This window comes from Achromobacter piechaudii NBRC 102461 (assembly GCF_001571245.1).
GTDB lineage: Bacteria > Pseudomonadota > Gammaproteobacteria > Burkholderiales > Burkholderiaceae_B > Achromobacter > Achromobacter piechaudii.
Map to the genome: position 1 here is coordinate 68,617 of NZ_BCTK01000012.1, position 26,653 is coordinate 95,269.

At 62.5% G+C, this 26,653-nt stretch carries 26 protein-coding genes; 7 read left to right on the forward strand and 19 right to left on the reverse strand.

From position 1 onward, the window contains the following. The first annotated feature begins 64 nt into the window (after positions 1 to 64). The gene (locus API01S_RS21705) at positions 65 to 808 is read left to right on the forward strand and encodes an SDR family NAD(P)-dependent oxidoreductase (protein WP_061306214.1); all 744 of its coding nucleotides are present in this window, start codon (positions 65 to 67) and stop codon (positions 806 to 808) included. A gap of 240 nt (positions 809 to 1,048) precedes the next feature. On the opposite strand, the gene API01S_RS21710 is transcribed toward API01S_RS21705, so the two are convergent. Then, positions 1,049 to 1,618: a TetR/AcrR family transcriptional regulator gene (locus API01S_RS21710; protein WP_050728229.1), complete on the reverse strand. Its 570-nt coding sequence runs from the start codon at positions 1,616 to 1,618 to the stop codon at positions 1,049 to 1,051. A gap of 117 nt (positions 1,619 to 1,735) precedes the next feature. Between API01S_RS21710 and API01S_RS21715 the strand changes: the two genes are divergently transcribed. Next, a complete protein-coding gene (locus API01S_RS21715) occupies positions 1,736 to 2,203 on the forward strand; it encodes a nuclear transport factor 2 family protein (protein ID WP_050728230.1) in 468 nt (155 codons plus the stop codon). Between the two features lie 120 nt (positions 2,204 to 2,323). Here the strand turns inward: API01S_RS21715 and API01S_RS21720 are convergent, their stop codons facing one another. The 7 genes from API01S_RS21720 to API01S_RS21750 all read right to left on the reverse strand — a co-directional run bounded on the left by API01S_RS21720 (position 2,324) and on the right by API01S_RS21750 (position 10,600). Continuing rightward, positions 2,324 to 3,790, reverse strand: a complete 1,467-nt coding sequence (locus API01S_RS21720; RefSeq protein ID WP_061306129.1) for an amidase — start codon at positions 3,788 to 3,790, stop codon at positions 2,324 to 2,326. A gap of 28 nt (positions 3,791 to 3,818) precedes the next feature. Continuing rightward, a complete protein-coding gene (locus tag API01S_RS21725; RefSeq protein ID WP_167351732.1) occupies positions 3,819 to 4,772 on the reverse strand; it encodes an amidohydrolase family protein in 954 nt (317 codons plus the stop codon). A 5-nt stretch (positions 4,773 to 4,777) separates the two neighbouring features. Continuing rightward, on the reverse strand, positions 4,778 to 5,740 hold the full coding sequence (locus tag API01S_RS21730) for a tripartite tricarboxylate transporter substrate binding protein (RefSeq protein WP_061306131.1): 963 nt from the start codon (positions 5,738 to 5,740) through the stop codon (positions 4,778 to 4,780). A gap of 174 nt (positions 5,741 to 5,914) precedes the next feature. Next, entirely contained in the window at positions 5,915 to 6,715 is an 801-nt protein-coding gene (locus API01S_RS21735) for an enoyl-CoA hydratase-related protein (protein ID WP_084802478.1), read from the reverse strand. After that, entirely contained in the window at positions 6,705 to 7,904 is a 1,200-nt protein-coding gene (locus API01S_RS21740) for a CaiB/BaiF CoA transferase family protein (RefSeq protein WP_050728235.1), read from the reverse strand. The genes API01S_RS21735 and API01S_RS21740 overlap by 11 nt, the downstream gene beginning before the upstream one ends. 119 nt (positions 7,905 to 8,023) lie before the next feature. Then, positions 8,024 to 9,481 (reverse strand): amidase, encoded by a 1,458-nt coding sequence (locus API01S_RS21745; RefSeq protein WP_061306133.1) that lies wholly within the window; start codon positions 9,479 to 9,481, stop codon positions 8,024 to 8,026. A gap of 147 nt (positions 9,482 to 9,628) precedes the next feature. Then, positions 9,629 to 10,600 carry a Bug family tripartite tricarboxylate transporter substrate binding protein gene (locus tag API01S_RS21750; RefSeq protein WP_082305970.1) on the reverse strand — a complete coding sequence of 324 codons (972 nt, stop codon included), beginning with the start codon at positions 10,598 to 10,600 and terminating at the stop codon, positions 9,629 to 9,631. Between the two features lie 162 nt (positions 10,601 to 10,762). Between API01S_RS21750 and API01S_RS21755 the strand changes: the two genes are divergently transcribed. After that, positions 10,763 to 11,677, forward strand: coding sequence for a LysR family transcriptional regulator (locus API01S_RS21755; protein WP_061306134.1), 915 nt, complete (start codon positions 10,763 to 10,765; stop codon positions 11,675 to 11,677). A gap of 8 nt (positions 11,678 to 11,685) precedes the next feature. Here API01S_RS21755 and cynR read toward each other — a convergent pair whose 3' ends face one another. After that, a complete protein-coding gene (cynR, locus tag API01S_RS21760) occupies positions 11,686 to 12,576 on the reverse strand; it encodes a transcriptional regulator CynR (RefSeq protein ID WP_061306135.1) in 891 nt (296 codons plus the stop codon). A 151-nt stretch (positions 12,577 to 12,727) separates the two neighbouring features. Here cynR and API01S_RS21765 point away from each other — a divergent pair, with 151 nt between their 5' ends. Both API01S_RS21765 and cynS read left to right on the forward strand, forming a co-directional pair. Further along, a complete protein-coding gene (locus API01S_RS21765; protein WP_061306215.1) occupies positions 12,728 to 13,387 on the forward strand; it encodes a carbonic anhydrase in 660 nt (219 codons plus the stop codon). 61 nt (positions 13,388 to 13,448) lie between these two features. Next, the gene (cynS, locus tag API01S_RS21770; protein WP_061306136.1) at positions 13,449 to 13,919 is read left to right on the forward strand and encodes a cyanase; all 471 of its coding nucleotides are present in this window, start codon (positions 13,449 to 13,451) and stop codon (positions 13,917 to 13,919) included. A 398-nt stretch (positions 13,920 to 14,317) separates the two neighbouring features. Here the strand turns inward: cynS and glmS are convergent, their stop codons facing one another. After that, a complete protein-coding gene (gene glmS, locus API01S_RS21775; RefSeq protein WP_006216885.1) occupies positions 14,318 to 16,150 on the reverse strand; it encodes a glutamine--fructose-6-phosphate transaminase (isomerizing) in 1,833 nt (610 codons plus the stop codon). A gap of 150 nt (positions 16,151 to 16,300) precedes the next feature. On the opposite strand from glmS, the gene API01S_RS21780 reads away from it, so the two are divergent. Further along, complete coding sequence (locus API01S_RS21780; RefSeq protein ID WP_006216884.1) at positions 16,301 to 16,789, forward strand: Lrp/AsnC family transcriptional regulator; 489 nt, start codon at positions 16,301 to 16,303, stop codon at positions 16,787 to 16,789. Between the two features lie 13 nt (positions 16,790 to 16,802). Here API01S_RS21780 and API01S_RS21785 read toward each other — a convergent pair whose 3' ends face one another. From API01S_RS21785 to API01S_RS21810, 6 genes are all read right to left on the reverse strand, one after another. Further along, positions 16,803 to 17,861 (reverse strand): glycosyltransferase family 4 protein, encoded by a 1,059-nt coding sequence (locus API01S_RS21785; protein WP_061306137.1) that lies wholly within the window; start codon positions 17,859 to 17,861, stop codon positions 16,803 to 16,805. Then, on the reverse strand, positions 17,858 to 19,180 hold the full coding sequence (locus API01S_RS21790) for a UDP-glucose dehydrogenase family protein (protein WP_006216882.1): 1,323 nt from the start codon (positions 19,178 to 19,180) through the stop codon (positions 17,858 to 17,860). The genes API01S_RS21785 and API01S_RS21790 overlap by 4 nt, the downstream gene beginning before the upstream one ends. A gap of 102 nt (positions 19,181 to 19,282) precedes the next feature. Further along, positions 19,283 to 20,689, reverse strand: a complete 1,407-nt coding sequence (locus API01S_RS21795; protein WP_061306138.1) for an MFS transporter — start codon at positions 20,687 to 20,689, stop codon at positions 19,283 to 19,285. Beyond that, on the reverse strand, positions 20,689 to 22,062 hold the full coding sequence (gene glmU / locus API01S_RS21800; RefSeq protein ID WP_006216880.1) for a bifunctional UDP-N-acetylglucosamine diphosphorylase/glucosamine-1-phosphate N-acetyltransferase GlmU: 1,374 nt from the start codon (positions 22,060 to 22,062) through the stop codon (positions 20,689 to 20,691). Before glmU ends, API01S_RS21795 begins: the two co-directional genes overlap by 1 nt. 66 nt (positions 22,063 to 22,128) lie before the next feature. Next, positions 22,129 to 22,968, reverse strand: coding sequence for a PhaM family polyhydroxyalkanoate granule multifunctional regulatory protein (locus tag API01S_RS21805; protein ID WP_061306139.1), 840 nt, complete (start codon positions 22,966 to 22,968; stop codon positions 22,129 to 22,131). Positions 22,969 to 23,007: 39 nt separating this feature from the next. Next, positions 23,008 to 23,679 (reverse strand): glycine zipper 2TM domain-containing protein, encoded by a 672-nt coding sequence (locus API01S_RS21810; protein ID WP_061306140.1) that lies wholly within the window; start codon positions 23,677 to 23,679, stop codon positions 23,008 to 23,010. 144 nt (positions 23,680 to 23,823) lie between these two features. Between API01S_RS21810 and API01S_RS21815 the strand changes: the two genes are divergently transcribed. Next, complete coding sequence (locus tag API01S_RS21815) at positions 23,824 to 24,051, forward strand: DUF3717 domain-containing protein (RefSeq protein WP_006216877.1); 228 nt, start codon at positions 23,824 to 23,826, stop codon at positions 24,049 to 24,051. Positions 24,052 to 24,073: 22 nt separating this feature from the next. Here API01S_RS21815 and API01S_RS21820 read toward each other — a convergent pair whose 3' ends face one another. Genes API01S_RS21820 through API01S_RS21830 form a run of 3 tightly spaced genes read right to left on the reverse strand, consistent with a single transcriptional unit; the run spans position 24,074 to position 26,646 of the window. Continuing rightward, positions 24,074 to 24,688 (reverse strand): SCO family protein, encoded by a 615-nt coding sequence (locus API01S_RS21820; protein WP_061306141.1) that lies wholly within the window; start codon positions 24,686 to 24,688, stop codon positions 24,074 to 24,076. 16 nt (positions 24,689 to 24,704) lie between these two features. Continuing rightward, a complete protein-coding gene (gene cyoE, locus API01S_RS21825; protein WP_006216875.1) occupies positions 24,705 to 25,598 on the reverse strand; it encodes a heme o synthase in 894 nt (297 codons plus the stop codon). Positions 25,599 to 25,611: 13 nt separating this feature from the next. Beyond that, positions 25,612 to 26,646 carry a COX15/CtaA family protein gene (locus API01S_RS21830; RefSeq protein ID WP_006216874.1) on the reverse strand — a complete coding sequence of 345 codons (1,035 nt, stop codon included), beginning with the start codon at positions 26,644 to 26,646 and terminating at the stop codon, positions 25,612 to 25,614. Positions 26,647 to 26,653 lie beyond the last annotated feature (7 nt).

Genomic DNA, 26,653 nt, shown 5'->3' on the forward strand with positions numbered 1-26,653 from the left:
CGGCGGCATGCAGCATGACGCCCAGTATGCAAAACTCCCCTTTTCCATTTCATTCGGCTTCTCTATGGCTCAACCACAACGTGTTGCTCTCGTCACCGGATCGACTTCGGGTATCGGAGCAGCGATAGCGCGCCGGCTATCCCGCGATGGTTACGCAGTCGTTTTGCATTCGCGCAGCTCGGTGGACGTAGGCATGGCCATGGCGCGTGAGCTGGGTTTGGCGGCCTACGTGCAAGCAGACCTCGCAGACGATGCAGACCGGATACGACTGGTGCAAGAAGCCATCGCGCAATGGGGTCGATTGGATGTAGTCGTGAACAATGCGGGAATCAGCCGCGTGGTTCCCCATGCCGACATGGCAGCAGCGACGCCTGACATATGGCGCGAGCTGCACGAGGTCAACGTCATTGCGCCGTTTCGTATCGTTGCGGAAGCGGAGGCTGCACTGCGGGCGTCTGCCGCTGACGGACGGCCTGCTTGCGTGGTCAACGTGAGTTCGCATGCAGGCGTTCGCCCGAAAGGGGCTTCCATCCCTTACGCCGCAACGAAGGCGGCGCTGAATCACGTCACGCGCTTGCTTGCGGTCTCACTGGCCCCAGACATTCGTGTGAATGCCGTCGCGCCAGGGCTTGTGGATACACCGTTGACCGCTGACTGGACGCAGGCCCAGCAGTTGTGGCGAGAGCGCGCGCCAATGCGGCGGGCGGCAAGCCCGGACGATATTGCACAGGCCGTGTCCATGCTCATCGAATCCCACTATCTGACAGGCGAAATTCTGCTGTCCGATGGCGGATTGAATCTCACGTGATGCTGAGGAGCGGTGTTGAGCAGCGATGGCCTGCGCGGGCGCTAACGACCTCCGAGATTAGATAACTTGGGCCATCGTCGGTCGCACTGCCGGCGTTCCCGCCTCACGCTCAAGGCAATTGAACGAAAGTCGGCCACATCGCGCCCGCAACTCCGAAAGGCAACGGAAATCGCGAAGTTTCTCGGATAGGCGCCGACCTGGAGAGCCATTCGCGGCAACCAACATACGCCTACGCTGGCGTCACTCATCCAGAACGCAGTGCGAGAGACTCCGCATTGCATCGATGGCGCGATCGGTGGATTCACCCATCTGGGCGTGCACGATGGCGCCGTCGATGGCGACCGTGAGGGGGCCGCCCAGGGAGTGGCCGGGGCTCTCGAAGATCTCGTCCAGACATCTCGCGACATCGTTCTTGTGCTCGCGGACGATCTTCAGTATCTCGGGATGCGTGGAACCGAACTCGGCCGCGGCATTCAAGAAGGCGCAACCGCGAAATTCTTCGCTGTCGAACCACTCGCGCAGCGTGAGCGCCAGCGCGTCGATCTGCGAGGCGCCGGCGGCCAGGTTGGACGCGAGACTCCCTCGAAACCACTGCATCCAGCGTTCGTGGCGGAACTCAAGATAGGCCATTACCAGCAATTCCTTGCTGGGATAGTGCCGATAGAACGTCACCTTGGTGACTGCGGCGGCTTCAATGATCTTGTCGACCCCGGTGGCGCGTATGCCCTGGCCGTAAAACAAGGCATGGGCCGCATGCAGGATGCGTTCACGGGGCGAGAGCGTGTCGACGGGGGGAGTGTTGCGTGTCATGGCGCATTGTAGACAGATCGGTCCACCCGTCGCAATCAGTAGTAGACAGGTCGTTCTACTTGCATTAATCTGCACACGTAGACAGATCGTTCTACTTACTTTTTCCCAGGAGCAATCATGGAAACTCGCCCCCCGCTGCCGCCGTTCACCAAGGAAACCGCCATTCAGAAGGTACGGCTCGCCGAAGATGGTTGGAACACGCGCGATGCCGCGAAAGTCGCGCTGGCCTATACGCTGGATACCAAGTGGCGCAATCGCGCCGAGTTCGCCAATAACCGGACAGAAGCCCAGGCCTTCCTGGATCGGAAGTGGAAGAAGGAGCTCGACTACCGGCTCATCAAGGAACTCTGGGTGCACGATGGCAACCGGATTGCGGTGCGTTACGCCTACGAGTGGCACGACGACGCGGGCAACTGGTTCCGCTCTTATGGCAACGAGAACTGGGAGTTCATGCCTGATGGACTGATGCATCGCCGCTACGCCTGCGTCAACGACATGCCGATCAAGGAATCGGAGCGGAAGTTCCATTGGCCTCTGGGCCGCCGGCCCGACGATCATCCGGGCTTGTCGGAATTGGGACTCTGAACGATCGCAAGAATGGTGAGCCGGAGCGTCCAGCCCGCGTGGGATTGAGCTCCGCTTCCTATTTCGCCCTATTCAGCCTGACTTTCCGGATGCAACAGGGGCAGTTCATCGCCGCGCATTTCAAGTCGAGTGCAACCAACTCGACATGTCCGGCAGGCTGGCGGAGCCAACCACCTGCTCACATGCAATGGACAGACCCAGCAAGCGCGCCTCTTGGCCCGCCGGCGCCAATAACTGCAACGCGGCAGGCAATAGTTCATGGCGCAGCCTGAGTGGCAGCGCACTTGCGCAAAGATTAAAAATGTTTGCCGGTCGGGTGGGTCCGAAGCAACGGCTTTCCATCGCCGTTTCCGCGTCGGCGGTTGGGAAGTCGTCGGGGTAGATCGGCGGAAAATGCTGTTTGACCGGCGCGATCCATGCGTCAAAGTTTTCGAAAGTGGCATGGACTTCAGAAAGCAGCACCTGACGGCGACGTTGCGCCGCCAAGTAGCGTTGTTCTGATATCTCCAGCCCCGCGGCAATTCGATGAGCCACGTCTGGATTCAGCCGCGGGCGCATCTCCTGGAACCGTTCGCTGCCGAGCATCGCAAGCGCCTCAGGGCGCGCAACATCGGTATAGATAGCATCGGTCTCGCAAAGCGCGGGCATATCAAATGGCACGACCCGCGCGCCACCTGCTGCCAGAGCATCCACTCCTTCGCGCACACATGCCGCCATCGTTGGCGCAAGCCCGTCGAAGAAATAGGATCGAGGCAACCCTAACTTGACGGCGCCCAGGTCGACACTGGGCACCGTCTGCCCCGACAGTGCCTCCCACGCAATCGCAACATCTACCGCTCGCGGTGCGAACAGACCCAGCGAGTCAAGACTCCGGCTCATGGAGAACATGCCGTCATCTGGCATTGAAAGCCCCCCAAACTTCATACCGAAGATGCCGCAGAATGCAGCGGGGCCTCGGACCGAGCCTCCGGTGTCAGTACCGACTGCGAGCGCGCACAGGCCCGCCGCCACGGCTACAGCAGAGCCGCTGGAGGAACCGCCAGGCACGCGAAAGTGGTGTGGGTCCCTAGGATTTCGAGGAGTTCCGCGCCGGTAATTCGTACCGGCGGACCCTAGCGCAAACTCAACGGTCTGCGTCTTGCCGAGTATGACGCAGCCCGCACGCCGCAAAGCCCCAATGAAGCCGCCCTCTGCACCGACCAAATCTTCTACATCGACATCAGAGCCAACGCGAGTCGGCATTCCCGCCACCGCCAACACGTCTTTCACTGCCACCGGCACACCCATCAGGGGGCCAAGATCTGTACCACTGGCCAAGAGAGCATCTATGGCCGAAGCAGCACGAAGCGCCGATTCTGGGTCGGTATAAACAAAGGCGCGCAACTGCGAATCAAGCCGCTCGATACGATCCAAGTAGTCTTGCACCGTCTTGACTACTGTCGTCCTGCCGTCGCGCAGGCGCTGGCCGTAATCAGCCAGGCCCACCACTCCGATTGGGTCAGGGGGCAAGTTCACGTCTTTCTCCAAAGGGGCGGATACAGTCGGCAGCTGCGGTTCATCATGAATGGCACTCAACGCGCCCTTCATCCAGGCGTCGCCGTCAGAGGTAAGCCAATCAGTGATTCCAGAACAAACGCTGTGGCGTGTGCACAAGAATGGTTTCTCGTATCGCGGGGGAAGGCACCCAACGCTCAAGCAGATCGACCAACGCGCCATCGTCAGGCATGAGATCAGCAGGACTCGACGTGTGCGGCCAATCGCTGCCCCAAAGCAAGCGCTCGGGATTGGCAGCCACCAGCTGTTGGTGCATAGGACGCACGTCGTCATAGCGATCGCGGTCATCCGATTGACGGTTCTGAGCAGAAAGCTTTGCGTAGACAAGCCCGTCGCCCACCAGCTTCAAGAGCGACTGGAACGACGGATCCGCGACGCCCCGAGACGCGGGCAGGCTCAAGACGTGGTCAATTACCACCGGTGCTTGTCGCCCAAGCAACGCGATGTCGTCCACGATGTCGGGCAAGAGTTGCCAGTCGATCCACAGTTGCACGACCCACCCCAGGTCACGCATCGTAGGCAAGAAACTTTGCAGTACATCCCAGCCGACGCCACGCAAATAGCCCGGCTGATTTGACTTCGCAAACAGGTGAAAGCGCAGGCCACGTATGCCGGAGGCATCCCAGCGCTTCAGTTCTGCGGGACCGACCCGATTATCGGTAATGCAGACCCCCCGTAGCCGCTGGGGTTCGCGTTCGACGGCGTCGAGCACCACGCGATTATCGTAGCCATGAGAATTTCCCTGAACGATTACACCGCGGTCCAAGCCAAGGTGATCGAGCAGGCCCAGGTAGCGTTCAAGCGGCGCCTCGGGCGGCGTATAGCCACGTCCTTCAGTGTAAGGAAAGCGGTCGGTAGGACCAAAGAGATGCGCGTGGCTGTCGCACGCACCGGCGGGGGGTTTCCAGCTTGGTCGTCGCGGATGGTCGACCGGCCCGGCGATCGCCGGCGGCTCTATCGATTGCGCAATGCTTGCGGGGTCAACTTTCACAGCTTGATCTTTCGTGTGGTCCATCTCGTTCAGCCTAGTTTGATCCCTGCACTTTTGATGAGCTGGCCCCATCGTTCCATTTCCGCCGCCAGGAATCGGGCGAACTCGTCGGGCGTATTGGGCGAGGTCAGCGCGCTGAAGAAGTCGGTTCGTTTGCGGATCTCGGGATCGGCAACGGTCGTATTCAGCGCCTTATTCAACGCCAGCACGAGTTGAGCGGGCGTTCCCTTCGGCGCAAATACACCGTTCCACTCGTAAATCACGAACCCTGGCACGGTATCGCCTATCGCTGGCAAAGATGGAAACTGCGCCAGGCGGCCCTCGGCCGTATGCGCAATGGCCTTAACCGTACCGCTCTGAATATAGGACGTGCAAGCTGCCGCATTGCTGAAGTAGAACTTGACATGCCCACCCGCAACGTCGGCCAGCGCTTGGGAACCACCTTTATACGCAATGTGGTTCAGCTTGACGCCTGCCTGACGCTGGAACAGTTCGAGCGCCAGATGTTGAACGGTGCCATTACCCGACGAGGCGAAATCAAGCCCTCCTGGCGTCGCTTTGGCTAAGGCGATGATCTCCGCGACCGTATTCGCCTCGACAGAAGGATGCGTGACCAGGATGTTAGGCACCCGACCGGCCAAAAAGACCGGCACGAAGTTCGTCGTCACGTACGGCAGCTTCGGATACAGAAACGGATTGATAGCGTGACTGGTCGCATCGTAGAGAAAGGTCTGGCCGTCCGGCGCTGCATTGGCCACTAGGGCGGCGCCGATTGTGCCCCCGGCGCCAGGCCGGTTTTCGATAACGAAAACTTCGCCGAGTTCGGCGCTCGCGCGGGCGAGCAGAACTCGGCCAAGGTTGTCTGCGCCGCCACCTGCCGGATAAGGCAGGACAAACCTGACTTGTTTGGTCGCGGCTCGCACATCACGCGCTGCTAATGCCGCCAGAGCAAGCATTGCCATGCAGCGGCGTCGATTTATCAAAATGGTCATAGCGTCTCCTGATTATTTTTATGGCGTCATGTAGTTGGACAGAAGCGCAGGGCTCATTGGCCGTACGCACCCAAGGCAACTTTGGCGGGCCCCGGCCATCGACAAGCGATCACGAACGGCTTGGCGCACTGCGCCAGGCTCGTCGGTCGACTCGATGACAGGGACTTCCGAACGTCAACGTCCTGTGAACTTGGGCGCGCGCTTTGCCGTGAACGCGTCACGGCCCTCGACATAGTCTTGGCTCATGAAGCACCGCATGATCGCGTCTTGGCTCGCCTTACGGCCCTGATCGAAACCACGCGCGCCAGCGTCTATGGCGATCTTGCTGGCCTCATGCGTCAGCGGGGCCAGCCCGGCAATATCCGCAACGATCTGATCGAAATCAGGTTCGCCAAGAACCCGTGTCACGAGTCCCATGCGAAAGGCTTCCGCGCTGCCGTAGCGGCGGGCCGTAAACATGATTTCCTTTGCATTGGAGGGCCCGACCATCCATCCGAGCCTTTGCAGCCAAAGCTCGTTGTAGCCGACCCCCACCTTGCCAGCCGGTATGCAGAACGTCGCGTCCTCGCTGCTATAGCGCAGGTCGCAATGCAGCGCGAGCGCCACCCCGCCACCAAAGCAGTAGCCAAGCACTCGTGCAACCGTCGGCTTGCGCGCCGAAGCCAAGGCGGAGATGGCCCGATCAACGTTATCGTTGTAGAGCTTCACGTTTTCCGCGTTGTTGCGCTTCTCGCCGAACTGCGAGATGTCGGACCCCGACGCGAAGGCCTTACCCCCCGCGCCCTCGACCACGATGACCCGAACGTCTGGATCCGTATCGAGTCGGCCGATCTGCTCGGGAAGGCTGGCCCACATGTCGAACGTCAGTGCATTCTTCTTGGGCTGGTTGTCGATCACCAGACGGCCAATCGCGCCATCGATGTGAGCATGGATCTGCGGCACGCTTGCGCTTTGCATCAGGGAATCAGATGACATGGCTTTCCTTCAGTTCGTGAATTTGTTCAACAGTAAGCCCGGCCTCACGCAAGATTTCCATCGTGTGTTCGCCAGGCATTGGCGCTACCCGCGCAAGCTGGGCAACATGTCGGCTCGTGCGATAGGGCTGCCCCACCAATCCGATCTCCCCAAGCTGGGGGTGACTCACAGGCCATCTCACACCCAGATGCTGAACCTGCGCATCTTCGAATGCCTGGTCGATGCTATTGACCGCACCACAAGCCAGGCCGGCGTCATTCAACAACGTTATCCAATGGGCGGTGGTGTTGCCGGAGAAGATCTCCGAGAGTTCAGCATTTAACTGTTCTCGATTGGCCGAACGCGCCTTATTCGTTTCGAATCGCGGATCGGTAAGCCAGTCTTCACGGTTCAGCGTTTTGCACAGACGGGTCCACATCACCCGGCCAGATACGCAAATGCAGATCATGCCGTCCCGAGTCGGAAAATTCCCTGTGGGGATGATCGTCGGATGATCGTTGCCCGCCTGGGTCGGGACCTCGCCGGCGACCAGCCAGCGTGCACATTGAAAATCCATGACGGCGAGCAGCGACTCAAGCAGCGATGTCTGAATCCACTGTCCTTTCCCGCTGCGCTCGCGGTCCAGTAGCGCCATCAGGATGCCCATCGCCGCATACATTCCGGCCGTCGTATCGGCGATGGCAATACCTGCGCGAACGAGTCCATGACCGGGGATGCCCGTCACAGACATCATTCCGGTCATCCCCTGAATAATCTGGTCGTAGCCGGGACGCCGCGCATAGGGTCCGTCCTGTCCAAAACCAGAAATGCTCGCGTAGACCAGGCGGGGATTGATCTCGTTCAGCGTCTCATAGTCGATACCCAAGCGCTTTTTGACGTCGGGGCGATAGTTTTCAACCACCACATCCGCGTCCTTCGCCAGCTCCTTCAGGATGCGCACGCCTTCCGGCGACTTGAGGTTCAGCGTAAGGCTGCGCTTGTTGCGATGCAGATTCTGATAGTCAGGACCGAGCCGCACGCCGCCCATCTCGGTCTCGTTGCCCTCGTCGACCGGCTCCTCGATTTTGATCACATCAGCGCCCCAATCGGCTAACTGACGGACGGCCGTGGGGCCCGCGCGCACTCGTGTCAGATCCAATACACGGTACGGGCGTAGCGGTAGCGATTGGGGATTGATCGAGGTATTCATAGTTGCACTCCAATTACTGCTTTCGTGATTTAAGGGCGATCATTTATCAAATGGAAAGTCCACCTTTAGCGAACCTTTTGACCGACGACTGCCGCGACTTCGTGGCGGGCGCGATTGAGTCATTCGGCAGGTGGAACTTCGCCAAATCGCGGGTCTATCGGAACCCCACTCCTAAACCCTGCAATACGCTCAAACAATGCGGCGGCTTGGAGCAATCGATCCTCACGATGAGGCAGGGAAACAAGTTGCAGGCCAATGGGTCTGCCGAACTGATCGAGCCCGCAAGGAACAGACAAGGCCGGGCAGCCGGTGAGCGTGATGGCGCCGTTAAGCATCGACCCCGCCAAATAGTTGTCGAGCTTGGTGCCGGCGATCGTGGCCGGATGCCGCAAGTTGACGTCGAAGGCCGGCGTCGATGCTCCCGGCGTGACAAACAGGTCGTACTGCTCGAACACGCGAGTCATCTGGCGAAAGAATGCGGTTCGCCGCCTCTGCGCCCAGGCTATCCGGGACGGGCTGGTCTTCAAGCCGATTTCCGTATTCCAGACGATGTCAGCCTTGATCATGTCTGGGTGCGCATTGATCAGCAGCTCGCGATCGACGACAAACGCCTGGCTGCGCAGGATCAATGAGGCCTCATCCAATTCGCCGATATCTGGACTGACTTCATCAACCACGCAGCCCAGCGCTTCGAATGCACGAACGGCTTGGGCGCAGCGGTCACGTGTCTCGCTATCAACCGGCACGCTGCCGCCAAAATCGGCGCAGTAGGCGATTCGCCGCGGCGGCTCCTGCTCGGCAACCGCGACGGCGTTTACGTACGAGCGGCTGGGTGCGGCGTGCGTAAGCGGGTCGTGCAAGCAGAGTCCGGCCATGGCATCGAGAAACAGCGCAAGGTCGGGAACGTTGCGCGCCATCGGGCCTTCGACCATTAGCGGCGAGAACAGATCATCTACCGTGCCTCGTGTCACCCTTCCAGGCGATGGGCGCAAGCCAACCACTGCGCAATACGTGGCGGGGCGTCGCAGGCTGCCGTTCATATCGTTGCCATGCGCCAGCCAAGCCTCTCCCGTCGCGACCGACACGGCGGCCCCTCCCGAGCTTCCGCCGCAAGTCAGCGACGTGTTCCAGGGGTTTCGTGTCCGCCCGAATACTTGGTTGAAGGTGGAGGCGCCGACTGCAAACTCCGGCGTGTTGGACTTTGCAATAACAATTCCGCCTTGTCTTTCAAGACGCTCGACCAGCGGATGAGAGAGACCGGGTACGTGATCCTTGAAGATCGGCGATCCATAGGTGGTGCGCACACCCGCGACATCCGTCATGTCCTTGATCGTGATGGGCAGTCCCGCGAGCCAACCCGGCGAACCGTCCTGCGCTGCCGCCCCTGCGCGCATCAGCCTTCCTGCATGCTCTCGCGCACGATCGAAGCACAGCGTCGGCAGCGCATTCACCAGCGGCTCCACCTCGGCGATGCGAGCCTCTGCGGCATCGATCAAATCAAGGGGCGAGACGTCGCCCCGGCGCAGCGCCTGGACTGCTTGCGTCGCGGTCAGATGGATTAGTTCGTTGAAGCTCATCGTTGGAGAAAGCAGGGATGCGTAGTGAAAGAGGCGGCCCATGACCGACAGAGGTCGGGCCGACGCTTACCCATCGTGTGCGTTTGGCGCCGCGCCAAATTCAATGCGCGATGGGTGGGGATGCGCATGCGGCGCACGGCGCGTCGATCAAAGGGTTTCCTTGGCGATGCCGACGCGTTCGACGACATCTCGCCAATATTCAATTTCCTCTTTCATGCGCAACTGGAAAGGCTCCGGGCTGCCGGGGATCGCCGAAATCCCCAAACCCTGGAACGTCTTTTTCACCGCATCGGTCTCAAGCGCTTGGTTCAACGCCGTATTCAGACGCTTAACGACATCATCGGGCGTGTCGCTGCGCACGATCATTCCGTACCAGGCGGGCCGATTCAGATTCGGATAGCCCAGCTCTTGGTAAGTAGGAATATCTGGAAATGCTTCCAGCCGTTCAGGCGCCTGGATCGCAATCGCGCAAATCTTGCCGCTCTTCAGGTGGGCTTGTGACGAGCTGATGTTGTCGAAAACCACATCGATGACGCCACCGTAAAGGTCACTGATCGCAGGCGCCAAGCCGCGATACGGCACATGCATCATCTTGACGCCGACCTCGCTCATGAAGGCTTCGGCCGACATATGACCCAAGGTGCCTGCACCGGGCGACCCAAACTTATATTCATCCGGCTTTGCCTTGAGCTTCGCAACCAGCGTCTCGAACTTGCAGTCGGGCGCGATTTCCTTTCTTGTCAGCACGACGCCTGGCGCCAAGGCGATTCCTCCGACCGACTTGAAATCCTTAAGCGGGTCGTACGGGAGGTTTTTGTAGAAATTCACGGCAACGCCATGCGAGGTGCCTGTCGCGATGCCGACCGTATAGCCATTAGGCTGCGCACTCAGCACATACTTCAAGCCGATGAGCCCGCTGGCCCCGGAACGATTCTCGACGACCAACGGCTCTCCAAGAGCAGCCCCCATCTGCGCCTGAATCGCACGCACGATGAGATCCGTCGGCCCACCCGGCGCCATCTGCACGACGGCAGTGACGGGCTTGTTCGGGAACTGCTGGGCTTGAACCAAGCAGGGAATCAAGGCCGTAAGAGCCAAGCTCGACAGAAGCCGCTTCATTGTTTTTCCTCGGTGTGTGGTCAACAGTCGGTCACGGTGCTAGCACGGTGTGTTTCATCTTCACGGGCAAGATTGCTTACCCACCACGCGCACTCTAAGACCGGCTCTAATTTTCCAAAAGCGAGTAAAATCGCAGCATCTGATTCGATTTAGGCGAAGTAGATGACGTTGAAACAGCTTGAGGCCTTTTACTGGGCGGCGACTTGTTCGAGTTTTCTTGTGGCGGCAGACCGGCTTCACTTGTCTTTGTCATCTCTGTCCAAGCGCATATCGGAACTGGAGACAGCACTGGGCGTTGAGCTATTCGACCGCAGCGGGCACAGGGCCGTGTTGACCAGTGCAGGGGATTTGCTATTGCCGCGAGCGCAGAGCCTGATCCGCGAGGCCGATGACATCGAACAACAGCTCAAGCAAACCCAGGGGCTCCGGGGCCTGTGCCGCTTCGGTGTCGGCGAATTAACAGCTTTGACCTGGCTGCCTATCCTGATCTCGAATGTGCGCTTGGCTCACCCGGCACTGCGCCTGGAGCCCACGGTGGAGGCGGGAAGTTCGCTTGGTGGTCTGGCACAACGGGTAAGCGACGGCTCGCTCGACTTCGCGATCGCTGCCAGCCGCTCACCACGCGAGAACATCCGCTTGCGACCCGTAGGCCAAGCCGAACTCTGCTGGGTCATTGGGACACGTTCCGGTGCGCCGCCGAAAAGCCTGACTGCCAAGGTAATTGACGGACTGCCACTGATCACCCTGCCAGTCGGCAGCGGCACGGCTGCAATCGTCGATGCCTGTCTTGAGGCTAATGGGCTGGAACCCGCATCAAGGCTGCTGTGCAATAGCTGGCCGGTCGTCGCATCGCTGATCGCTGATGGCATGGGGTTCGGCCTTCTGCCCATGGGCTGGGCCGTTGCGCTGGAAAAGCGCGGCAAGGTTCACATGCTGAAAACAAAGAGCAGCCCAACGCCGCTGCAATATTTCTTCCTGTCTCGACGCGACGACCATCGCCCGCTACTGCAGGAGATGCTTCGCTTATTCGAGACAAGCATCGACTTCAACCGCACCAGTATTTGGCTAGGTGGGTAAGCGCGCTATCAGCGTCGGAAGACCTCGACCACTTCCTTCAAAGCCTGAACGAAGGCTTTGCTCGCCGCCGTCCGATAACCGTCCTTGCGTTGAAGCAGCACGACCGTACGCGCCGGAAGCGGCGGTTCGAGTAGCACGTGGTGCAGCTCGGCATGCTCGCGCGCTATGCGGTCAGGCAGTACGGTTGCGAGCTGCCCCCGCCGCACGATCTCGACAATCGCGCCGATCGAACTGGCTTCGATAGCAACCTGCGGGCGAATCCGATTCTGCATGCAGTATTCATCGATGTAGCGCCGCGTCGCGAACGCCTTGTTCAGCAGCACTAGCCGTTCCCTTGCGAAGTCTTGGGCGGAAAGCGGCTTGCGGCGCGTCGCGCGCGCATGGCCACGACCGACGACGAGACTCAGCGTCTCGCGAAACAAAGGTTCGCTTACGATATCCGCAGAGTGGACGGGTTCGAAGGCGATGCCGGCGTCGAGCCTGTCATCGGCGATCTGCGCCTCAATCTGATCCTGCGTGAGTTCCTGAATGTCGATCGTGATGCCAGGATGCAGGCCATGAAAGCGATCCATCAAGGGGGCCACAAGATACGCCGCGAACGTGGGCGTCAGGGCAAGGCGCAGACTGCCGCGGTTCAGTTCGCTGACGTCGTGGATGGCTCGCACACCCGCGTCAAGATCCTGCAAGGCGAGCTTCGCATAGCGCATCCACGCCACACCGGCATCCGTCAATTGCACATGCCGCCCGGAACGGTCTAGCAGCTGCGTGCGCAGCACGTCCTCCAGTTGCCGTATCTGCTGCGATAGCGTGGGCTGCGAGACGTGCAGCGCTTCGGCGGCGCGCGTGAAATTGCGGTGTTCCGCGACCGCCAAAAAATAACGGATATGACGCAGCATCATGACGCGGCTCCTTGCCCTGGATAACTATTGGTATTGCCTATGGAGAACATCATAAACAAGTCTTGGACCTTATGACGGAGCTGGCTCATTCTCTCCCTGACGGCGCGCACTGACAAACACCGCGACAAACGCAGATTGAATGGAGCAGACCATGCAAGAGATCATCGAAGGTTTTCTGAAGTTCCAACGGGACATCGTGCCCGAACGCAGGGAGTTGTTCCGCAAGCTGGCCTCTCGCCAGTCGCCGCGCACGCTTTTCATCTCGTGTTCTGACAGCCGGATGGTTCCTGAGCTGGTCACACAGCAGGAACCGGGCGATCTCTTTGTGATCCGCAACGCGGGCAATATCGTGCCTTCGTTCGGCCCAGAGCCGGGCGGCGTGTCAGCGACTGTCGAATACGCAGTCGCCGCGCTGGGTGTGACGGATGTGGTGATATGCGGCCATTCAGACTGCGGCGCGATGACCGCCATCGCGACATGCAAGTGCCTCGACCATATGCCCGCAGTCTCGAACTGGCTGCGCTACGCCGACTCAGCGAAGCTCGTCAACGAATCTCGTGAACATGCGAGCGAGAGCGACCGCGTCGACGCGATGGTGCGCGAGAACGTGATCGCGCAACTCAACAATATCAAGACTCACCCCTCCGTCGCGCTCGCACTCTCGCAGGGCCGGCTAACTCTGCACGGATGGGTCTACGACATCGAATCCGGCTTGATCGAAGCGCTGGACGGTGCGACAGGAAAGTTTGCGCCGCTCGCCGCGCATCCCCAGGCGACAGCGACGCCTACCGAGTTCGTAGCGTCGCACTGAATCCCGGCGCGTCATTCCGACGGCCGATCCCACCGAGTTAGTTTGCTTAAGGAGCAACACCATGACCCAATCGCAAGTCACGCCGAACGCACGCGTAGCACTGACGGAAACGATCATTAACGCGAAGATGATCAAGAACCTCACGTTTGAAGCCATCAACGAAGGTACTGGCTTGAGCATTGCGTACACGACCGCCGCGCTGCTCGGTCAACATGCGCTGCCGGAGAGCGCGGCGAGCTTGGTCGCCGAACGCCTCGGACTTGACGAAAACGCCGTGCGTCTATTGCAGACCATTCCAATGCGCGGCAGCATTCCGGGTGGTGTTCCGACCGATCCCACCGTCTATCGCTTCTACGAAATGGTGCAGGTCTACGGCTCGACGCTGAAGGCGCTGGTTCACGAAAAATTTGGAGACGGCATCATCAGCGCGATCAACTTCAAACTCGACATCCAGAAGGTGCCAGACCCCGAAGGCGGTGAACGTGCAGTCATCACGCTCGACGGCAAGTATCTCCCGACCAAACCGTTCTGAATTTGGCAGTCAATCGCTGCGGCGGTTGATTTCGTTGGCGGCCTCTTGCAGGCCGTTGAGGATGCTGTCGGCGACATGCATGGGCAATCCAGCCGGCAGTAGCTGGCGGACGGACTTCATTTAAAAACGCAGATCAGGTTGTAAAAGGCCCAGGCCACGCTGCGCGCAACCGCCTTCAGTGGCACTGGCCATTGACGCCATGGCGCCGGGCTCGGGGCGCAAGCTGTACGGGCCCTCGGTCTCAATACAGCGCAGCGAAAAGAAGGGCCGCTTTGCGGCCCTTCTCGACTTTCGAAGTTACAGCGGTGCATTTGGAGACAAGATAACGACAAGAACAGCCGCCAGCATTGCGACCGACTTTATTTATCGTTTTCACCAAACAACGATAGCCGCCGGAATCACTCCACCGTCACGCTCTTGGCCAAATTACGCGGCTTGTCCACATCCGTGCCGCGCGCGCATGCCGTGTGGTACGACAGCAGTTGCAGCGGAATCGTGTGCAGGATCGGCGAGAGCTTGCCGTAGTTTTCCGGCATGCGGATCACGTGCATGCCCTCGGCACTCTGGATCTTGCTGTCGGCGTCGGCGAAGACGTAGAGCTCGCCGCCACGCGCGCGCACTTCCTGCATGTTGGACTTCAGCTTTTCCAGCAGCTCGTCCTTGGGCGCGATGGTCACGACGGGCATGTGCTCCGTCACCAGCGCCAGCGGGCCGTGCTTCAGTTCGCCAGCCGGGTAGGCTTCGGCGTGGATGTAGCTGATTTCCTTGAGCTTGAGCGCGCCTTCCAGCGCGATCGGGTAGTGCATGCCACGACCCAGGAACAAGGCGTTTTCCTTGGATGCGAAGCGGTCGGCCCACGCCATGATCTGCGGTTCCAGCGCCAGCACCGAACCGATGGCCACCGGCAGGTGACGCAGCGCCTTCAGGTGCTCGGCTTCCTGTTCATCGCTGAGGTGGCCGCGCACCTGCGCCAACGCCAGGGTCAGCAGGAACAGCGCGGTCAGCTGCGTGGTGAAAGCCTTGGTCGATGCAACGCCGATTTCGACGCCGGCACGCGTGATGTACGACAGCTTGCATTCGCGCACCATGGCGCTGGTGGACACGTTGCAGATGGTCAGCGTCTTGTCCATGCCCAGCGAACGCGCATGCTTGAGCGCGGCCAGCGTGTCGGCGGTTTCACCGGACTGCGAAATGGTGACGACCAGCGAACGCGGGTTGGGCACGCTGTCGCGGTAGCGATACTCGCTGGCGATTTCAACGGCCACCGGGATCTTCGCGATGGATTCGATCCAGTACTTCGCGGTCAGGCCGGCGTAGTAGCTGGTGCCGCAAGCCAGGATCAGCAGCGAATCGATGTCCTTGAAAATCTTGTAGGCGTCATCGCCAAACAGCTCGGGGGTGATCGCTTCGATATCTTGCAGCGTATCGCCCACGGCGCGCGGCTGCTCGAAGATTTCCTTTTGCATGTAGTGGCGGTACGGGCCCAGTTCAGCGGCGCCGGTATGCACGTGCACGGTGTGCACGTCGCGGTCCACGTTCTTGCCGTTGGCGTCGACGATCCACACGCGCGACAACTGCAGGTCGACGACGTCGCCGTCTTCCAGGTAGATGATCTGGTCGGTCGTGCCGGCCAGCGCCAGCGCGTCGGAAGCCAGGAAGTTTTCATTCTGGCCCACGCCCACCACCAGCGGCGAGCCTTGGCGCGCACCCACCACGCGATGCGGCTCGTCGCGGCAGAACACGGCGATGGCGTAAGCGCCATGCAGCCGGCGTACGGCGTTTTGCACGGCTTCGAAGAGGTCGCCGGCATACAGGTGGTTCACCAGATGCGCGATGACTTCGGTGTCGGTCTGGCTTTCAAAGACATAGCCGACGGCCTGCAACTCGGCGCGCAGTTCGTCGTGGTTTTCGATGATGCCGTTGTGCACCAGCGCGATGCGCGGCTCGTCGTTGCCCAGGTGCGAAAAGTGCGGGTGGGCGTTGTGCGTGGCGGGCACGCCGTGCGTGGCCCAACGCGTGTGGGCGATGCCGGTGAAGCCCTGGACTTTGTCCTGGGCGACTTGATCCGCCAACTCGGCCACGCGCTGCGTGCTGCGCGTGCGGCGCAGATGGCCGTCGGCATAGACGGCGACGCCGCAAGAGTCGTAGCCGCGATATTCCAGCCGCTTCAAACCTTCAACCAGGATCGGGGTGATGTCGCGCTGGGCGACGGCGCCAACAATGCCGCACATAGGAAAACTCCACTTAAGTTCGTGTACCGACGCATTGTGCGCGCCCCGGGAAGAAATTTGATTTCTTAATGTGGCCAAATTTGGAAGTTAATTCACTTACATAATTGTGATTAAATAATCTTTCGCTAAATCTACGTTTTTGAATTAATCATGCAAAATGCCGCGAATTTCCAGCCTGAGCTGGACGATCTGGACCTGCGCATCCTTGAGCAGCTGCAACAAGACAGTTCGCTGACCAACCAGGACCTGGCGGCGCGGGTGCATGCGTCGCCGCCGACCTGCCTGCGGCGCGTGCGCCGACTGGTGGACGAAGGGGTCATCGATCGGCAGGTGGCGATCCTGGCGGCGGAAAAGCTGGGCAGCACGCTGACGGCGATTGTCGAGATCACGCTGGATGTGCAGGCCGCTGAAAGCCTGGACGCCTTTGAACAGAGCATGCTGACCGAACCGGCAGTCTTGCAGTGCTATCGGGTGTCGCCGGGGCCGGACTTCGTGGTGATCGCGCAGGTCAAGGACATGCCCGCCTATCACGCGCTGGTGCACCGCGCGTTCACGGCCCAGGCCAACGTGCGCAACGTGCGCACGTTTTTCTCGGTGCATCGCGCCAAGTTCGAAACCAGGATCGATGTGCGCGGATAAGGCCGCGCCGGGTTCAGCGTCGGGCCAGCAGGCGCTCGAATTGCGCCAGATAGCGGTTGCCCATCTTCTGGACGTCGTGTTCGCTCTTGACGTAGTCGTAGGCGCGCGTGGTGATGTCTTGCCGGAAGGCCGCGTCGTCCAGGCAGCGGGCCATGCCGGCTGCCATGGCCTGGTAATCGCCCACGGCCACCAGCACGCCCCGGCCGTCGGCCAGGCTTTCCTTCAGGCCGCCCGCGTCGGTGGAGACAACCGGTACATGTTGCAGGAAGGCGTCCAGCACGCTGCTGCCCAGCGCCTCTTCCTCTGAGCTCATGACGAAGACGTCAAGAATGCTGTAGAAGTCTTCGACCCCACGGCGAAAGCCCGCGAAGCGATAGACGTCCTCGATGCCCAGGCGGCGGACCTCGTCCTTGGCTTCTTGCTCGCGATTGCCGCCCGCGCCGAAGTGCAGGAAGACGAAGTCGCGGCGGGTCTTGGCCAGTTCGCCCACGGCGCGCACAAGCGTCACCGGGTCCTTGTCGCGGATCAGCGCGGCGGAAGTCGCCATGACTTTCTTGCCATCCAGGTCGAATTCCCGGACCAGGCTGGCGACGTTGTCGGCGTTGATGTCGTGCGGCTCAACCGCGCTGCGGATGATGACGGGCTCGATGCCCAGCCGGCGCGGTTCGCTGGCGGCCATCTCGCTGATGGCCACGAAGAGATCGGCGTGGCGCCATTTGAACCCGGTCTTCCATTCGTCGCCCGGCTTGACCACGAACGAGGTGCGGCGCGAGAACACCACCGGACGGCGATGCAGCCATTTGGTCAGCACGGCCCACGTGATGGTGTTGGCTGTCTGCGCGTGGATGATGTCATAGCGGCCCGCGCCGGCCAGGAACGCCAGTTGCCCCGGCACATTGCGGCGCGTGTGCGCCACAAAACCTTCCTGGCGCGCGCGCTCGGCCAGCGGCGCGCCTTCCCGGCACATCACTTCGACATCATGGCCGGCCTTGCGGAAAGCGCGCATGCAATACAGCGTCTGCCGTTCGCCGCCGCGCCAGCCTTTTTCGAAGTTCAGTTGCAGGATTTTCATGCGCGTCCGATGCCGGAGTATTCGAAGCCCATGGCGCGCACGTCGGCCGGCGTATACAGGTTGCGGCCATCGATGATCACCGGCGCTTTCAACAGGGCTTTCACGCGGTCGAAGTCGGGTGCGCGGAAGACCTTCCATTCGGTGGCGATCAGCAGCGCGTCCGCCCCGTCCAGCGCGTCGTACATATCGGTGGCGAAGCTGATGCCGGGCTGGCCGACCAGCACCCGCGCCGCCTCGTGCATGGCGACGGGGTCATAGGCGCGCACGTCCGCGCCCCGGCGCGTCAGTTCGGCAATCACGGTCAGGCTGGGTGCCTCGCGCATGTCGTCGGTGTTGGGCTTGAAGGACAGGCCCCACAACGCGATCTTGCGGCCGCGCAGGTCGTCGCCATAACGAGCGACCAGCTTTTCGGACAAGCGGAATTTCTGCGCATGGTTGGCGGCTTCGGCCGCCTCGATAACGCGCATGGGCAGCGAATTTTCAGCGGCGGTGTTGACCAGCGCCTGCACGTCCTTGGGGAAGCAGGAACCGCCGTAGCCCGCGCCCGGATACAGGAAGTGGTAGCCGATGCGGGGATCCGCGCCAATGCCACGGCGCACCTGCTCGATGTCGGCGCCCAGCGCTTCGGCCAGGTTGGCCATTTCGTTCATGAAGGAAATGCGGGTGGCCAGCATGGCGTTGGCGGCGTATTTCGTCAGCTCGGCCGAACGCACGTCCATCACCATGAGGCGGTCGTGCGTGCGCTGAAAGGGCTCGTAGATGCGGCGCATGACACCGACGGTGTAGTCGTCGTCCGCGCCGACGATCACGCGATCCGGGCTCATGAAGTCATTGATGGCCGCCCCTTCCTTCAGGAATTCGGGGTTGGATGCCACGCTGAACGGAATCTCGACGCCGCGAGCGGACAGTTCTTTGTTCACCACCGCGCGCACTTTGTCGGCCGTGCCGACCGGCACGGTGGACTTGTCCACGATCAGCTTGCGGGACGTCATGTGGCGCGCGATGTTCTGCGCGGCGGCCAGCACGTACTTCAAGTCCGCCGAGCCGTCTTCGCCGGGCGGCGTGCCGACCGCGATGAACTGGACGTCGCCAAACGCCACGCTTTGCGCCACGTCGTCGGTGAATTGCAGGCGGCCCGCCTGCACGTTGCGGCGGACCAGGTCTTCCAGGCCGGGCTCGTAGATGGGGATGCCGCCCTGGCGCAACAGCGCGATTTTCGCCGCGTCCACGTCCAGACACATGACGTCGTTGCCCATGTCGGCCAGGCACGCTCCCGACACCAACCCCACGTAACCGGTACCCACGACCGTGATTTTCATGCCTGCACGCCTTCAAAATAGGGAATTTCGCGCGCCTGGCAAAAGAAACCAGGCGCCGGCCGCCATTATAGAAGCGGCCGGGAGCCAGGGGCGCAACCGCCGTCAGACGCGCAGTTTGTTGAACCGGACGGTGTTGACCACCACCGCCAGCGCGGCGCATATCGTGCCCAGCACCAGCGCCAGGCCGGGGCCGTGCGCCAGGCTGACGCTGAACGCGATGGCCACCAGCGCAGTGCCGAAGCTCTGGCCGAATACGCGGGTGGTGGCCTGCAAGCCGCCCGCCGCGCCGCTGCGCGAACGGGGCGCGGCCGACAGCATGGCGCGGTTGTTCGGCGTCTGGAAAAAGCCGAAACCCACCCCCGTCACGAACATGCCCGTGACGATGGGCCAATTCGAGACATTGACCGGCAGCAAGGTCAGCCACAACATGCCGACCACCATCGTCGCCGCGCCCACGCCGCTCAACGTGGCCGCCGAGTAGCGGTCCGACAAGCGGCCCGCCAGTGGGGCGATGAGCGCGGTGCCCACGGGCCACGCGCCCATCAGCATGCCCACTTCCAGATACGGCCGGCCCAGCACCTGCTGAAAATAGAACGGCAGCGATACGTAGGACGCCATCTGCGCGGCGAACGTGCAGGCGGACGCCCCCACGGCGAACGCCAGCGGCCGGATGCGCAGCAGGTCCACCGGCACGAGCGGCGCGGGCTGCTTGCGCACGCGTCGCACCAGCACCAGGCCAGCCACCGTCGCGATGGCCACCAGGCCGATTCCGCGCAAGAGGTCCTGCCCCATCATGTCGACGCCCGAAATGAAGACGCCCAGCGTCACCATGCACAGCAAGGCGCTGACCCAGTCCAGCTTCACGTCGTTGCGCGGCACTTCGGGCAGATGGCGCAGGCCGAACATGGCCAGCACGCAGATCGGCAGGTTGACGGCGAAGATCCACGGCCAGGGCGCGACCGACAGGATCGCGGACCCGATGGTCGGGCCCAGCACCGACATCACGGCCACCGTGGTGGCGTTGATGCTGATGCCCCGGCCCAGCATATGCAGCGGATAGATGTTGCGCACCAGGCCGCCGAACATGCACATCAAGGTCGCGGCACCCACGCCCTGGAAGACGCGGGCCGCCGTCAACTGCCACAACGTGCCCGCCAGCGCGCAGCCCAAGGAGGCCAACGTGAACAACATCAGGCCGAAGGTGAACATGCGGCGAAAGCCGATGCGCTCGGCCAGCGCCGACAAGGGCAGCAGCGTCATCACCACCGCCAGGTTGTAGGCGTTGACGATCCAGACGGCTTGGGCCGGCGAGGCGTTCAGGTCGACGGAGATCGTGGGCAGCGCCACGTTGGCAATCGTGGTGTCCAGCACCGACAGGCTGATGCCCGTCATGACGGTAGCGGCCGCCCAATACCGGCGCGGGGCCGGCAAGCCGTCGGGCAGCGCGCTCTTGGCGCCGCCCTTGGGCCCACCCGGGGCGGCGTCCTGGGTGGGGTCGTTCTGCGCCATCACGACTTCTTCGCGGGACGCTGCCAACCCTCAACGGTAAGCTGCTTGGCGCGCGATACCGTCAGCTTGTCGGCCGGCGCGTCGCGGGTCAGCGTGGTGCCAGCGCCCAGCGTCGCGCCGCGACCGACGCGAACCGGGGCCACCAGCTGCGTGTCCGAACCGATGAAGGCGTCGTCTTCGATGACGGTACGGTGCTTGTTGACGCCGTCGTAGTTGCAGGTGATGGTGCCCGCGCCGACGTTCACACGCTCGCCGATGTCGGCATCGCCGATATAGGCCAGGTGATTGGCCTTGCTGTCGGCGCCCAGCACGCTCTTTTTGATTTCGACGAAGTTGCCCACGTGGCTGCGGTCGCCCAACTCAGCGCCCGGACGCAGGCGCGCGTAGGGACCCACGCGCGCATCGCGGCCCACTTCGGCCTGTTGCAGATGGCTGAATGCTTCGATCTGCGTGCCCGCGCCGATGGCCACGTCGCGCAGCACGCAATGCGGACCCACGCGCACGCCGTCCGCCAGCGTCACGTTGCCTTCGAACACGCAGCCCACATCGATGAACACATCGCGTCCGCAGGTCAGCGAGCCACGCACATCGAAACGAGCCGGGTCGGCCAGCGTGACGCCGGCTTCCAACTGGCGACGGGCCTGCTCGGCCTGCCAGCGGCGTTCGAGTTCGGCCTGCTGCACGCGGCTATTCACGCCCAGCGTTTCCCAGCCCGCGCCCGGTTGCGCAGCGCCCACGGGCACGCCATCGGCCACGGCCAGGCCCACCACGTCGGTCAGGTAGTACTCGCCCTGCGCGTTCTTGTTGTCGATGCGGGTCAGCCAGTCTTTCAGCTTGGCGGTCGGCGCGGTCAGGATGCCGGTGTTCACTTCCTTGATGGCGTGTTCGGCTTCCGAGGCGTCCTTGTGTTCGACGATGCGGCACACGTTGCCCTTGGCGTCGCGCACGATGCGGCCATAGCCGGTGGAGTCGTCCAGTACTTCGGTCAGCACGGCGGCGCCTGCGCCACGCGCATCAAGCAGGCGTTGCAGCGTGTCCGGTTGCACCAGCGGCACGTCGCCGTACAGCACCAGCGTCACGTCGTCCTTGCCACTGCCTTCCTGCAGCAGCGGCACCGCCTGCTGCACCGCGTGGCCGGTGCCTTGTTGCGGTTGTTGCAGCACGAAATGCAGGTCGGGCTGACCTTCGAAAGCTTCTTTGACGCGGTCCGCGCCGTGGCCCACCACCACGATGATGCGCGCCGGCTTCAATTGCCGCGCGCTGTCCAGCACATGGGCCAGCATGGGTTTGCCGGCCAGCGTGTGCAGCACTTTGGGGAGGTTGGACTGCATGCGTTTGCCCAGTCCGGCGGCGAGGATCACTACATTAAGCATAGGTTCTGTAAGGTTGAGAGACGGCGCGAACGGCCTTGCGGCCGACGCGGGTCGATTGAAAGAAGATCAGGGCTTGCCGTCGGCAGGCCCCGCTTTATTGGACGCGCGAGGGGCGCTCTTGGCGGCGCTCTTCGAAGCGGACTTGGCCGCGGGCTTGCGGGCGGCGGGCTTGGACGCCTTGGCCTCGGGCTTGGCGGCAGCCTTGGAATCCTTGGGCTTGGACTGGCCGGGTTCACCGGACCCAGCTGCTGGCGCGGCGGGGTTGGACGGCATGGACGCGGCGGTGGCGGCGGCGATCTGATTGAACTGCTGTTGCAGCAAGTCCCACCAGGCGTTGGAGGCGGACTGCGCGGCGGCGCCCATCTGCTCGGTCATGCCGGGGCCATCCGATTCGGAAGCGGACGCTTTGGTAGCGCCGGCCCCGGTGTCGGATGACGGCTTGGTGTCGTGCGGCGCGTCGGTACGAGCGCCCGACGAGGAGGCCGACGACGTCGGCTTGGCCGTGGACTTGGGTGCGGGCTTCAAACCCAGCACCACTTCCAGCGGCGAGGCCGCGCCGCTATCTCGCACCGCGCTCATGTCCATGCTGGCGGCGCTGTCCACGAACGCGCGCAACGTGCTGATCGTGGAGCGTTGCACTTCCATGCCCTGGATCGTGGATGACAACATCGACAGATTCATGCGCAACCAGTTCTCGACCGAACGCAGCTCGGCGATGCGCCGATCCAGGTCTTCAAGATTCATGGGAGGGGCCATCGGCAGGCTGCTGGCCAATCCGCCCGGGCCGGTCAACCCCGCCCAGGCCTGACGCATCATTTCCATGCTGGCCAGCAAGGGATTGCCCGACAGATCGGAATTCTGTCCCATGCCAGGAAGGACGAACGGGTTTGTGAATTGGTCGCTCATGCCAGGTCTCCCCATAGACTGATTGCGGCTGGCCGCGGATTAGCCGGGCAGCAGCTGGTTGTTTTCCACACGCACATGATCGCCGGACGCAAAGGCGAACGGCTGCGCGCTGCGAAACTGGCGCGCACTGCCGTCGCTCATCCGGACCGTCAGCTCATAGTGCGTCACCGTTTGTTGCTGTCTGATATTACGCTCAACTTCACGGCCTGCCAAAGCACCGCCGACTGCGCCCAGCACCGTCAGCGCCGTCTTGCCGCTGCCTCCGCCAAATTGATTACCTACGACGCCGCCGACCACGCCACCGCCGATGGTGCCAACCAGATGATCGCTATTGTCCTTCACCGGGACCTGAACCTGGCGGATCGTTTCCACCACGCCGCAGCTTTGGCAAGCCTGCTGGGCCGGGGCGGGTGCAGGCGCGCGCGGGGCCGAAGCGGAGGCCGGACGGGCCTGCTGCGTAGCCGGCGCGGACTGCTGCGCCTGGCGCGACGCCGGCGCGGGCGCTTCTTGCGGGGCGGGCGCCAGGTTGGCGTTCTCAGGGCCGGCTTCGGCCACCGGCGTATCGGCGTGCGGATTGGCGGACGGCGAGGGCAGCCAGCCCATCACGGCTGCCACACCTACCGCGCACATGACGATGACGGCGATGGCCGCCGCTGCCACCAGCGGGTGCAGGCCGCTGCGCGCCTGTTGAATTCGGGTGGATGTATTCATGACGATGCTCCATCGTAACTAACCGGCATCGGTATAGCACCCGGGCGCGGTTTCGGCATGTTGCGATGGTGACGCTTCTTTGCAGGCGTTGCAGCGCGTGCTGGAGCGGTGGACAGCCTTGTGCATTCGTGGACAATAGGCGCCATGGATTCCATTTCCCTGCCCCAACTCGAACAGGCAATCAACTATTGGCGCAATGTCTCGCCCTCGGTCGGCGAAGAGTCGCGCCTGTGTCCCGAGGCCGCTGCGCTGGCCACGCCCTACGCCTTGATGATCATCTCGCACCGCCACGACATCGCGGTCGCCGAGCTGCATGAAAAAGCCCAGGCGGCGTTGGCCGGCTGGGCTGCGGCGAGCGCTGGCGCCCGCTGATCCTTCTTTTGCACGGCACCCCTCAGCCTTTCAGCAATTCCTTGATGTCGTGCGTCAGCGCGTCCACGCCCAGCGTGTTGTTGGCCAGCACGCGCGATTCGCCCTTGCCGTCCAGCAGGTAGAACGCGGCGGTGTGGTCCATCGTGTAGTTGCCATCTTTGGTGGGCGCCTTGGCGTAGTAAGCCTTGAACGACGCCGCCGCCTTCTTGATCTGGTCGGGCGTGCCCGTCAGGCCCAGGAAGCGCGGATCGAATGCGGTGACATACTGCTTAAGCACTTCCTGCGTGTCGCGCTCTGGGTCGACCGTGATCAGCAGCACCTGCACGCGATCGGCGTCCGGCCCCAGCTTCTTCATCACTTCGGTCAGCTCGGCCAGCGACGTGGGGCACACGTCGGGGCACTGCGTGAATCCGAAAAACACCACGACGACCTTGCCTGCAAAGTCGGACAGCTGACGGGTCTTGCCGTCGGTGTCGGTCAGCTCCATGCCGCGTCCCAGCTGGGTGCCGCTGATGTCGCTACCCTTGAAGGTGGGCGCGGCGTCGCCGCAGGCGGCCAGGGCGGCGGTAAGGACCGTCACGGCGGTGGCTGCGGCAATGCGCAGGCCGAGCCGGCGGCTGGCGGAAAACACGGACATCAACAATCTCCAGGGGTCAGCGCAGCAGGGCGACCCAGTGGTCCACCAGCAGAGCACCGAACAGCAACGCCAGGTAGAGAATGGAAAAACGGAACATGCTGCGCGCAAGTTCGTCGCTATAAGCGCGGTACAGACGCCAGGCATAGGACACGAACATGCCGCCCAGCACCAGCGCCGACAGCAGATAGAGTTCACCGCTCATGCGGATGGCGTAGGGCAACAGCGTCGTCGCCACCAGCGCCACGCTGTAGAGCAGGATGTGCAGACGCGTGAACTGGTTGCCGTGCGTGACCGGCAGCATCGGCAAGCCGGCCTTGGCGTAGTCATGGTTGCGGTACAGCGCCAGCGCCCAGAAATGCGGCGGCGTCCAGATGAAGATGATCAGCACCAGCACCCAGGCCTCGGCCGGCACGGAATCGGCCACGGCCGCCCAGCCCAGCGCGGGCGGCATCGCGCCCGACAGGCCGCCGATCACGATGTTCTGGGGCGTGCGCGGCTTGAGGATGACGGTGTAGATGACGGCGTAGCCCACGAAGGTGGCGAACGTCAGCCACATGGTCAGCGGGTTCACCAGCGTATACAGCACGAACATGCCCACACCGCCCAGCAAACCGGACAGGCTCAACACCTGGAAGGCCGAGATGGTGCCGCGAGCGGTGGCGCGCCGCGCCGTGCGCAGCATGCGCGCATCGACTTCCTGTTCGATCAGGCAGTTGATGGCGAAGGCGGCTGCGGCAAGCAGCCAGATGCCGATGGTGCCGAACAGCACGCGGCGCATATCGGGCACGCCCGGCACGGCGAGAAACATGCCGATGACGGCGCAGAACACCGCCAACTGCGTAACGCGCGGCTTGGTGAGGACGAGGTATTGGCGAAGCAATCCGGATTGAGGAGCGGCAAGACTGGTCATAGTGGACCCTATTTTAAACGCGCACCGAATTGGGGCCACTGCCCCCTGCCGGCACGCTGCCCGCCGTGGACAGGCGCACCATCAGCACCACGGCGGCCAAGGTCAGGCCGGCCGCGCCCCCATTGTGCAGCACGGCGATCAGCAACGGCCACTGGAAAAATATGGTCGTCAGGCCGGTGAACAATTGCGCCACCAGCAGCGCCAGCATCAAGGTGGCCGGGCCGCGCAGGCCGGGCTCGGCCCGCAACCGCCAGGCCAGCGTACCCAGGTACAGGAACACGACAAAGGCAAAATTACGGTGGACCCAATGGATGGCGGTCAGCGCGGGCTGAGAGATCATTTCACCCGAGGGCAGTTCGCCCAGGCCGCGTATCACGGAATAGCCGCCGTGAAAGTCCATGTCGGGCACCCACTTGCCGTGGCACATGGGGAAGTCCATGCAGGCCAGCGCCGCGTAGTTGGTGCTGACCCAGCCGCCCAGCGTCACCTGCACCAGCAGCAGGCCGAAGCCCACCGCCACCCAGGGCTTCCAGCGCGAAGCCGCCGCTGCGATCGCCAAGTGCGGACGCTCGCGCGCGGACAGCCACGTCATCAGCGCCAGCACCGACAGCCCGAACACCAGATGCGCCGTCACGACGGCGGGCATCAGCTTATGGGTCACGGTCCAGGCGCCAAACGCGCCCTGCACGCACACGGCGACCAGCGTCGTCACCGCCAGCGCGGGCGACCGGCCCAGTTCGCGGCGGTAGCGCCACGCCATGTAGACGATGCCGATGATGAGCATGCCCAGGATGGAGCCCACGTAGCGATGGATCATTTCGATCCAGGCCTTGGACATGGTCACGGGGCCGAAAGGCATGGCCTGCGACGCTTGATGGATGTCGCCCTGCGCGCCCAGCGGCGTCACGCTGCCGTAGCAGCCAGGCCAATCGGGACAGCCCAGGCCGGAGTCCGTCAGGCGCACGAAGGCGCCGAACATGATGAGGTCCAGCGTCAGGAACCAGGTGAAGAAAACGAGCTTGCGATAACGCGCTTTGATGCGTTCCATGTCAACC